General features: G+C 36.4%; 7 protein-coding genes and 2 riboswitches. Of the genes, 2 read left to right on the forward strand and 5 right to left on the reverse strand.

What is annotated here, in order from left to right:
• Positions 1–4: 4 nt before the first annotated feature.
• The 3 genes from menE to GMD78_RS08775 form a co-directional block, all read right to left on the reverse strand.
• Positions 5–1,495, reverse strand: coding sequence for an o-succinylbenzoate--CoA ligase (gene menE, locus GMD78_RS08765; protein ID WP_343042208.1), 1,491 nt, complete (start codon positions 1,493–1,495; stop codon positions 5–7).
• Positions 1,496–2,101, reverse strand: coding sequence for a TetR/AcrR family transcriptional regulator (locus GMD78_RS08770; protein ID WP_155668450.1), 606 nt, complete (start codon positions 2,099–2,101; stop codon positions 1,496–1,498). It abuts the gene before it with no gap.
• Between the two features lie 104 nt (positions 2,102–2,205).
• Positions 2,206–5,454: an AfsR/SARP family transcriptional regulator gene (locus GMD78_RS08775; protein WP_155668451.1), complete on the reverse strand. Its 3,249-nt coding sequence runs from the start codon at positions 5,452–5,454 to the stop codon at positions 2,206–2,208.
• 262 nt (positions 5,455–5,716) lie between these two features.
• On the opposite strand from GMD78_RS08775, the gene msrA reads away from it, so the two are divergent.
• Together msrA and GMD78_RS08785 are read left to right on the forward strand one after the other, a co-directional pair.
• The gene (gene msrA / locus GMD78_RS08780; RefSeq protein WP_155668521.1) at positions 5,717–6,235 is read left to right on the forward strand and encodes a peptide-methionine (S)-S-oxide reductase MsrA; all 519 of its coding nucleotides are present in this window, start codon (positions 5,717–5,719) and stop codon (positions 6,233–6,235) included.
• Positions 6,236–6,433: 198 nt separating this feature from the next.
• Positions 6,434–7,603: an MFS transporter gene (locus tag GMD78_RS08785; RefSeq protein ID WP_155668452.1), complete on the forward strand. Its 1,170-nt coding sequence runs from the start codon at positions 6,434–6,436 to the stop codon at positions 7,601–7,603.
• 184 nt (positions 7,604–7,787) lie between these two features.
• On the opposite strand, the gene GMD78_RS08790 is transcribed toward GMD78_RS08785, so the two are convergent.
• Together GMD78_RS08790 and guaA are read right to left on the reverse strand one after the other, a co-directional pair.
• On the reverse strand, positions 7,788–9,080 hold the full coding sequence (locus GMD78_RS08790) for an NCS2 family permease (protein ID WP_343042209.1): 1,293 nt from the start codon (positions 9,078–9,080) through the stop codon (positions 7,788–7,790).
• Positions 9,081–9,217: 137 nt separating this feature from the next.
• Positions 9,218–9,318: riboswitch (purine riboswitch) on the reverse strand.
• Between the two features lie 88 nt (positions 9,319–9,406).
• Positions 9,407–10,942: a glutamine-hydrolyzing GMP synthase gene (guaA, locus tag GMD78_RS08795; protein WP_155668453.1), complete on the reverse strand. Its 1,536-nt coding sequence runs from the start codon at positions 10,940–10,942 to the stop codon at positions 9,407–9,409.
• Positions 10,943–11,170: 228 nt separating this feature from the next.
• Positions 11,171–11,272, reverse strand: a riboswitch (purine riboswitch).
• Positions 11,273–11,284: the final 12 nt, after the last annotated feature.

An 11,284-nucleotide genomic window follows, 5' to 3' on the forward strand; every position in this document is an offset into this window, starting at 1 on the left:
GACATCACCTCGATTGTACGTAGTTAGTTAAGGCTTTCTTATCAATTTTTCCAGTCGCATTCTTTGGTAAATCTTCTATTATCGTATATTTTTTCGGAACCTTATACTTTGCAAGCTTTGTACGACAAAATAGGTCCATCTCTTCTTCTGATAAGAATTGTTTTGGATTAAAAGAAATAAACGCTATTGGTACCTCTCCCCACTTTTTATCCTTCCTACCAATTACAGCTACCTCATTGATTTCTGGTAGCTCCTTCAAAACTTGTTCCACTTCCAAAGGATAGATATTTTCCCCACCTGAAATAATCATGTCTTTCTTTCTTCCAGCAACATAGATAAATCCTTCTTCATCCTGTCTCATTAGATCACCAGAATAAAACCATCCATCCCGAATAGCTTCCTTCGTCCTCTCTGGTAGCCCCCAATACTCCTTCATCACATGCGGACCTTTAATTAGCAGCTCCCCAATTTCTCCTTTTTCGACTGGAATTCCATTCCCATCAACAAGGGATATATCACAAAACATCACCGGCTTACCGATGGCTCCAATTTTTCGTTTATAATCTTCTTTTGTAAGCATAAAAATAGTTGGCGAAGTTTCCGTCATTCCCATACCTTGTCCTAATGGAAATCCCCGTTGAATATACGCTTTGATTAACTCCTCTGGACAAGGAGCACCACCACTATAAAACCATCTCACCGAACTAAAATTTGCAGTTTCGAATAAAGGATGTTTTCGGATGGCATCGAGTATGGTTGGAACACCCATCACAATCGAAATCTTATGATCTTCGATAGTTTTGATTGCATGTTCTGGTTCAAACTTCCCTGGTATGACGACTGTACCACCAGTAAGGATGGTCGGAAATGCAAACAATCCGATTCCACCAATATGAAATAATGGTAAAAGTACGATGACATTATCTTCTGATGTTATATCAATTGCATATTGATTGTTTAAGGCATTCCAAAACATATTAGCCTGTGTTAAGACCGCACCTTTTGGTCTTCCTGTTGTTCCCGATGTATAACAAATTACAAATGGATCATTCGTTACGTCGATAGCAACATCTGCTATTAAATTGTTCTGAGCAACTATTTCATCATCAAAAGAGTAAGCGTTTTCAAAATTAACATGACTGCATAGTGTTTTAAATAATTCTTTCGTTTCATTCTCATAAAGTATAGTTAATGCACCACTGTCTTGAATCTGAAATGCAAGTTCTGGTGCAGTTAAACGAATGTTTAAAGGAACAGCAACCAATCCTAATTGAGCGATTGCAAAATATGTGATCAAATACTCCTCACGATTATGTGCAAGAATTGCTACACGATCACCTTTTTGCAGCTGGAATTGGTAATGCAGTAAAGCCTGCATCTCGTTTACTTTTTTTGAGAGCTCTTTATACGTATATTTATTATCTCTACTAAGTAAAGCAACTCTATTTGGTGTAATAAAAGCACGTTTATGAACCCAATAGGAAATTGGCTCCACTTATTTCACCTCCTCTCGATTTAGTCCATTAAATATCACTTCCATTGCTTCATCAAATACGTGTGTAGGAACTTGTTTTTCTTCCCAAAACACCCAGCGCATGCCAATAAATTGACCTATTCCCATCAAACAATAGGCAACTGTTTCGGGATCAAGTGGCTTACATTCCCCATGATCGATCGCCTCTTCTATAGATTTGATAAATCCTTCCGAGATCTTTTCGTAATACCAACGATATAAGTTGATGTCTACTAATACAGACTGTTGTACAATGCTATATAGATTTCGGTGGTTCATTACCCATTCAAAAAAGGCTAGATATCCAGCTCGTTGCTTTTCCTCAAATGTTGATTTATCCTTCATTGCTAGCTTGATATGATGACGAAAGCTTGAACTTAATTGATAAATCAATTCATCATAAACGGCTTTCTTGGTAGGGAAGTAGTTGTAGTAAGTACCTTGAGCTACTCCTGCTCTTACTGTAATTTCTGCTACAGACGTTTCGAAGTATCCTTTTTCTCCAAAAATTTGTTCTGCAGTTTGTAGGATATTTTGTCTTGTTTTCATCCCCTTTGTAGTTAGTCCTTCCGTTTTCATTTCTGACATATGACTCACCTCTCACTTTTTATATTATATAGAACTTTCTAAAAATTATCAACCATCACACTACACAAAAAGAGCAAAAAAATAAACCCTCAACTAATGAGGGCTTATTCGTACGAATTCAATTCTTCTGATTCAATAATTAAGTGATACATTTCTATGGTAGGTAACATAGGCTCAACACCCAACTCAGTATCCAATACATCACAACACTTTTCATACCATTTAATCGCTTGCGGGCGGTTGTTTAGCTGATAATAACTGTACATCAAAAGTCGGTAAGCCTCTTCCCATGTTTGATCAACTTCTAGGATTCGTTCACACCATTCAATACTTTTATTATAATTCTGTAGCCTTATATTTACCTGTGCTAATTTTTCTGCTCCACGTAAAAAGATAAGTTGAAGTCGTTCTCTTTCTGTTAAACACCAATCCGAAAAACGTAGGTCTTCCAAAAACTCACCTTGATACAAGCTTAATCCCTTTTCTAATATCTCCCCAGAACGCTTTGGATCTTTTTCCTCTAATCCGTGATTGATCCATTGTTCAAAATTAACCATATCTAATTCAAACACCGAATCAGGATTTAACCCATAAGCACTTCCTTTTCGAATAATAAAGAAAGAGTCTTCTCGAGCTTTTCGCTTCGGCTCTAACACTTTTAGTAATGCGTTTAGAGAAACTTTAAAGTTTTTATTTGCTGTTGCCTCATCTAGATTCGGCCATAATATTTGGTAAATCTCTTCCTTTGCTAGTAATTTATTTCTATTTGTAATGAACAGCTCAAATAACTCCTTAGCCTTTCCGCGTTGCCAATCTTGCTTTTTAACTTTTTTATTGCCTACCCATACATTAAGGTGACCTAGTGTATGGACAACTAACGTATATCCTGGGTGATTTTTTAAATTTTCATCAAAGTTCAGTTCATACATAAACCTCGTTATGATTTCCGATTCAACATCTAGCTTTTTAGCTTTTAAGAGCATTGGTGCGATATTTTGTAGATCAGATGGTCCAAATGTAGTTCGTCGCTTTACGAAAAAATCATATTCCTCTGTTTGTACCTCACGGAGGAATAATTCCATTTCCTTTGTAAACACAGCGTTATCCTCTTTTTCATGAGCAATATACGCTCTCCAAAACGCGGTAACCATTATTCCATATCGGTCACCACACGCATCGAATTCCTCTCTTACTTCTTTGATCATTTTTATCGCTCTATCATAATGATGATTATAGATTTCCGTTATAATGATTCCTAGCTTAATAATGGCGCTCAACCATCTATCTTTTACCTTTTCTGTTTCTGATAACCCTTTCTTAGCTATTTCAATTGCACGTTCATATTCAAGCTGCTTGCCAAGAAGAATAGATAACCCCATATATGGTTCTGCTTTTCCTCTAGAAACATTTATTTTTTCCATAATCTCCAGTGCCGTGTCATAGCACTGTTTCGCTAAATGAATATCATAATGATCAAGTAACTGAACGGCGTGCCCCATCCGCATCCAACCGCAGGCTTCGACAAACGGAGATTGGATAGATAGTCCCAACTGAATTCCATCGGAAGCAAGTTTTTTACTCTCTTCTGCATTCCCCATAAATGCTTGAATAATAGACAATAGGATCTCTGTTTCTCTATGCGATTGTGGTAAATGCTCCATATCGTTCGTTGCGTTTTTTCGCAGTTCTAGTGTCTCTTTTGCTTTTGCTAGTTTTCCTGTACGAAGATAAATTCTAGCTTGAAGGTTCCCCTCTTCAATTGGTAGATTTAATGCTTTTGCTCTTTCAAACCATGCCTCAGCTTTTCCAGCCTGACCGAAATTTACGAGGTTTTCCGCCATTAATTGATATAGCTTAGCCATCTCTTCTTTCGGTGCGGTTGCTTTTTCGCGCATACAAATGGCTTGCTTCACGAATCGTTCTGCCTGCTCTGGCTGAATCGTATCTAAATATATTCGAGCTTTTCCTTCAAAAGCAAGTCCTATCAAATTATAATGTTCGTGATCGTATTCTGGAATCAGACTGATAATTCGTTCATAATTTCGTTCTGCTCTTTCATACATAGATCGGTATCGTTCTATTTCTCCTTGATAAAAATATAGAACTGGATAAACCTGTTTCAGTTCGCCTGGTAATTCTACTAGTAATTCATATAGGCTTTGAAGCCTTCCTGCACGAAGGAGAATCATACCGTATTCTTTTAAAATATTAGCTACTTTTTGATAGCTATTGATTTTCCGGTAGTGATACAAAGCAGATTCCAGATCCTGTTTTTTCTCAAAGTATTGCCCTGCTCTACGATGCAATGTATCATATTCCGATTTATATTTTTTCATTAACTGGCTTTCTAGAAATGCCTTAAACAAAGCATGGTACCGATAAACATGCTCCTCTGCTTCTGAAACAAATAACCCCTGTTCTACAAGACCATGTAATAATTCTTCTGAACCCTTAATTTGTAAAATTTGATCACATACATCCGGTACCAAAATATCTAACACACTAGATTGCATTAAAAATTGCTGTATAATTAATGATTGCTTTACCAAAACCTCCGATGCTAGGTAATCAAATAGATCATCAAGCGAATGGTAGCGATTTTGAAAAATTGAATCGATCGAAGTCATATCATTCATTTGCTGTGTGAGCATGTTAAAGGCAATTGCCCAGCCCTCTGTTAATTGATATATTTTGGATAAGTCCTCAGCCGTCGTGGAGATCTGCAAAACTTCCCCTAAAATGTAATCCATCTCAACTGCAGATAGGGTTAGATCATCTTGGGTAACCTCAAGCAAATCACCTTTTATTTTATAAGTAGGAAGAACATCCCATTTTGGTTTATTTCTACTAGAAATCACAAGATGTAAATTGGCAGGCATATGTTCAAGTACAAATAAGACCCATTTTTCAATTTCATGTGAGTTCATTACATAATGAAAATCATCTAGTATTACTATAACTTCATTTTTAAGATCTAGTATTTCATTAATAAACGTAGATGCCAATCGATAGATTTGCTCTGTATCCATAAAGTTCCCTAATGCATCTAGCTCTTTTTGGAGAACACCTCCAAATACCGGATACTTCACTTTAATCGAGTGTGTTAATTTCGTTAAGAAAGGCAGAATATCATCGTCATTTTGGGATATTGAATACCAACACATTTCCAAATTACTGTCATACTCAAACAGAGAAAGTGCGGTACTTTTTCCATAGCCAGCACCAGCATATAATAGAGTTAGTGTATAATTTGGAGCAGAACTAAGCTTCTTTTGTAACTGACTACGCCTTACAAAGCTCTCTCTAATAGGATGTGGTCGATACTGGCTATAAACAATTGGTATATCCCGCATAAATGACACCCCTTTCAATAATCTTAATCTTCTATCATTTTAACACAGGATTAAGCTCATGTACGGAATTCGTTTTCACTATTTTAGAAAACACAGCTTATGTCCAACATTTATGGCAGAAGCCTTCGTTTCGCTTACGCAAAATAAAGAGCTAATTCTTTCTTATCTGTTAAAAAATATGATATAGTTTTTTAAATATATATTCTTATTTTTATAAGTTTATGAAACTGAGGAACAAGCAATCGGAGGGAACAATTTGACTATGAATCAGAAAGCAACATTTGCTGGTGGATGTTTTTGGTGTATGGTAAAACCATTTGATCAGTGGGATGGTGTTCATCGTGTTATATCCGGGTACACTGGAGGACATCTTGAAAATCCTACGTATGAAGACGTGAAAAGTGGTACTTCTGGTCATTATGAGGCTGTTGAAATAACCTATGATCCGAATATTATCTCTTATGATGAAATATTAAAACTCTATTGGCAACAAATTGACCCTACAGACGACGGTGGGCAATTTCATGATCGTGGAGATCAATATCGAACAGCTATTTTTTACCACAATGACGAGCAAAAAGAATGTGCTGAAGCATCTAAACAAGCATTGACTGAAAGCGGCAAATTTATGAAGCCTATCGTAACACAAATTTTACCTGCAGCTAGATTCTATCCTGCAGAGGATTATCACCAAGACTTTTATAAGAAAAACGAAGATGAATATAAAGAAGATCGTGCCAAATCTGGCCGTGATGAGTTTATAAACGAAAACTGGAAGTAACTATGTAAAGCAGTCTCAATTAGGGACTGCTTTTTGTGTATGAATGGTTATCGACTCCCCCTGCATTTCTCTCTACAACTAAAGTGTTCCTACTACCAATTGTGTCTGTCTTAACAAACAAAACCCTGTCCCTTTCCGATTATCCAGTAAAGTAGTATAATTGCTCTTACAGTATTATACAGATTAGGAGCGGACATCTTGTCAAACACGGAATCTACCATACCTTTAAAAATGCTTTTATTTAGCTTTCATGCTACAAATACAATTATACTTAGCTTCTTACCCCTCTATTTACAATATAAAGGGTTAAGTGGAACGGAAATTGGCTATGTCCTTGCCATTGGACCTCTGGCTACTATTTTTGCCCAACCGTTTTGGGGATATTTAAGTGATAAATATAAAACCATAAAACGAATTTTAGTTATATGTATTATTGGGTTACTAATCTTTAGTGTTCTATTCTTCCAAATGAATACGTTATTTACTATTCTATTAATGGGAGCTGTTTTTTACTTTTTTGTGACTCCAATTGGGGCACTTGGAGATAGTTTGGCACAACGCCGTGCAAGTGAATTAGGTACATCATTCGGAACAATCCGTACATGGGGGTCAATTGGTTTTGCTACCTCTTCTCTAGTTATTGGGTCTATTCTAAATAATGTCGGTGTGCAATATATGATTTGGCCATATTTGTTTTTTGGTTTCATTGCATTACTTGTTGCGATTCGTTTAAAAGATGTAAACGTGGAGTCTGATCCTGTTAAATTTAAGGATGTTGAGAAATTAATTAAAAATAAACCGTTTGTCATTTTCTTATTTTTAATATTATTTATTACAATTGGCCATCGTGCAAATGATAGTTTTATTGGATTATATGTTGAACAGCTTGGTGGTAATGAAGCTTTGGTTGGTCTAGCATGGTTTGTTGGTGTTGCAAGTGAAGCGGCTGTATTCTTTTTTGCTGGCTACTGGTTTAAAAAATTCCATCCATTAGTATTTGTCATTATTGCCGGTATTCTTTATAGCTTGCGTTGGTTTATGTACGCTGTTGCAGATGATCCATCATTTGTAATTGCCCTTCAATTTTTGCACGGATTAACCTTTGGGATATTTTATTTAGCAGCATTTGATTATGTTTCACGTCTTATTCCAAAATTACTGCAATCTACTGGTCATCTTGTATTCTTTTCCGTATTCTTTGGGGTCTCAGGTATTATCGGTTCGTTGATGGGAGGAGCTCTAATTGATTCCTTTGGTGGAGGAACATTATACACCATCATGGGTGGTTTAGCTATAGTAGGAACGATCTTTATGACGCTCTATCATGTACTTCCATTTGGTAAAACAGTTGCACAAGAGAGCCAATAATTTCGATATAAAACGGAGTGCAATCTAGTTATAGTACAAAATCTTCAGTGTGAAATCATAATGGTTTCGCACCTTTTTAATGGTTATCAAACTTTAAAAGAACACAAAGGGAGATACTCCCGATGTGTTCTGCTAATTCCATTCAAAATTCATATTAAAATTATAAATTGCCTTTTCTTTTTTTCTAATTTAAGAACACGAAATACAGTACAAAGACTATGAACAATCCATACATTATTGGATGAATCTCTTTCGCACGACCTTTAATTACCATTGTTATCGGATAGAAAATAAATCCAAGTGCAATACCTGTAGCAATACTATACGTTAGTGGCATCATAATAATGGTTAAAAATGCAGGTACCGCAGTTTCGAATTGATCCCATTCAATATCCTTTAAAGCTGAAGCCATTAATACACCAACGATAATTAGAGCAGGTGCTGTTACTTCAGATGTTACTACACTTAATAGTGGGGAGAAGAATAATGCTAACAAGAAAAATCCTGCTGTAACCACTGCTGTGAAACCAGATCGACCACCTACTCCTACACCTGCTGTAGACTCTACATAGGAAGTAGTCGTTGATGTACCAACTGTCGCTCCAACAACCGTTGCAGCTGAATCAGCAAACAATGCCTTTCCAGCACGAGGTAACTTATTATCCTTTACCAATCCTGCTTGCGATGCAACCGCTACTAATGTTCCAGCAGTATCAAAAAAGTCCACGAATAAGAATGTTAAAATGACAACAAGCATTTCTAATGTGAAGATATCACCAAAGTGTAAAAATGCTTGACCAAATGTAGGAGCTACACTTGGAACACTACCAACGATTCCGTTTAACTCCGTAAGTCCAAAAATAATACCAGCTAATGTTGTTAAAATCATTCCATAGAAAATACCAGCTTTTACACCAAACGTTAATAAAATGACCGATGTTACTAATCCAAAAACAGCAAGTAATACGGTAGGTGAAGTTAAATCACCTAAAACAACTAAAGTAGCCTCATCTCCAACAACAATTCCAGCACTTTGTAACCCTACAAATGCGATGAATAGGCCAATACCAGCTCCAACTGCCTTTTTCAAGTTTGCTGGGATAGCATTAATTATTTTTTCGCGAATTCCTGATAAGGTTAAAACAATAAATATAAGACCTGAAGCTAATACACCAGCTAAAGCTGTTTCCCAAGGAATGCCGTAACCTATAACAACTGTAAATGCAAAGAATGCATTTAATCCCATTCCTGGTGCAAGGGCGATCGGATACTTCGCAATAATTCCCATAAATAATGAACCAACTGCAGCAGCAATAGCTGTAGCAGTAAATACGGCACCTTGATCCATACCTGTTGCACTTAGTAAATCTGCATTAACAAAAAGAATATATGCCATTGCTAAGAATGTTGTTAAGCCAGCCATAAACTCTTTGCGATAATTTGTACCTAATTCCTCAAACTGAAAATACTTTTTCACGTTTGCTTCCTCCTTGTTTTACTATCTTAATTTACAAATAAAAATAGCACCCTTGATTCCCAAGAGTGCTACCATAACTATGCAAGACAAAATAATGACTGCAGAATATCTAAATTTCGTGACAATAGACCATCTACTTCTCATTACTAAATCCGCGTAGTCAGACCATTTACGGTAGTCTGGTAGAAACTTTGGGCCATATCCCCTAAATTATACGCATATAATATAAACTTTCTAAATGATTTCTAATCCAATAATACTAGTTTAATAGATGGATGTCAACAAAAACCGAACGTTTTTGTTTAATATGATATAATTATTCGCTTTTACTCCCACTCAATCGTTGCTGGTGGCTTACTTGTAATATCATAAACCACACGATTGATATGCTGTACATCATTTACAATACGAGTCGATACTTTCTCAAGTACATCCCAAGGGATCCGCGCCCAATCGGATGTCATTCCATCAATAGATGTTACTGCCCGAATACCAATTGTGTATTCATACGTACGGGCATCTCCCATTACTCCTACACTTCGAATATTCGGAAGGACCGTAAAGTATTGCCAAATGTCACGATCTAGACCAGCAGCTACAATTTCCTCACGCAAAATGGCATCTGATTCACGAACTATTTCTAGTTTTTCTTCTGTAACTTCACCAAGGACACGAATTGCTAACCCTGGCCCTGGGAATGGTTGGCGCCAAACAATTCGTTCAGGCAATCCAAGCTGGGTACCTAGTTCACGAACCTCATCCTTAAATAGCGTATTTAATGGTTCAATTAATTCAAACTGCATATCCTCAGGTAGACCACCAACATTATGGTGTGACTTAATGGTTTGAGCAGTTTCTGTCCCACTTTCAATAATATCGGTATAAAGAGTTCCTTGAGCAAGAAAATCGATATCTTTTAATTTTGATGCTTCGTCATCAAACACGTAAATAAACTCATTACCGATAATTTTACGTTTCTTCTCTGGATCATCTACACCTTGTAGCTTCGATAAAAATCGATTTGCTGCGTCAACTTTGATAATGTTCATATTAAAGTCATCAGCAAAAATCTTCATTACATCATCAGCTTCATTCTTTCGGAGTAATCCATGATCAACAAAGATACAAGTCAATTGATCACCGATTGCTTTATGAATTAGTGCAGCTACAACCGACGAATCTACTCCACCACTTAAAGCACATAGAACTTTGCGATCGCCAACTTTAGCCTGAATTTTTTCTACTTCCATTTCGATAAAGTTTTCAATTGTCCAGTCACCTGTACATCCACTAACATTAAATACAAATTGCTTTAATAAGTGATTTCCATATTCAGAATGGCGTACTTCTGGATGAAATTGTACACCATACATTTGTTTATCTGTACTACTAATTGCTGCTATTGGAGTTGAAGGGCTTGTTGCATCTGTTTGGAATCCATTTGGTGCTTCAACCACTTTATCCCCATGACTCATCCAAACGGTTTGGCTTTTCGGAGAACCGTTAAATAAAATCGGTTCCTCTTGTAGGTTAATCATCGCTTTTCCATACTCACGATTTTTTGCCTTTTCTACTTTTCCACCAAAATGCAATGCCATTAATTGCATACCATAGCAGATCCCCAAAACTGGAATACCTAAGTTGAAAATCTCCTCATCTGGGCGAAAACTATTCTCATCATATACACTATGTGGACCACCAGATAATATGATCCCCTTTGGGTTCATTTGTTTTATCTCATCAATTGATATTTTATGAGAATGTAATTCACTATAAACGCCAAATTCACGAATACGTCTAGTAATCAATTGGTTGTACTGACTGCCAAAGTCTAATACTAAAATCATTTCGTTGTTGTTCATGGTTACGCTCCTATCTAGTTATATTTAAAAAGGCTCTTTTCGAATAGCATGTTGCTATTGATATAAAATGTGCGTATCGTTAAAATCTATCCCTAGCTACTGCGCATTCTATAGCAATTACTCCCTAAGAACCATTGAAAACAGCCTATAAAATAAATGAAAAACCTGAATTTTAGCCCTTTCGTATACCAACTACAAAAAGGCAGAAATCCAGGTTTCACAACAAAATCAAAGATATTCCGCCTTCATAGTCAGGGCATTTACGGTGCCCCGGTAGAAACTTTCGAACCATATTATCGAGGATATACGAAGTACGCATCTATTTATTTGTATAAGTTAAAC

It is taken from the genome of Ornithinibacillus caprae (assembly GCF_009728145.1).
Lineage (GTDB): Bacteria > Bacillota > Bacilli > Bacillales > Amphibacillaceae > Ornithinibacillus > Ornithinibacillus caprae.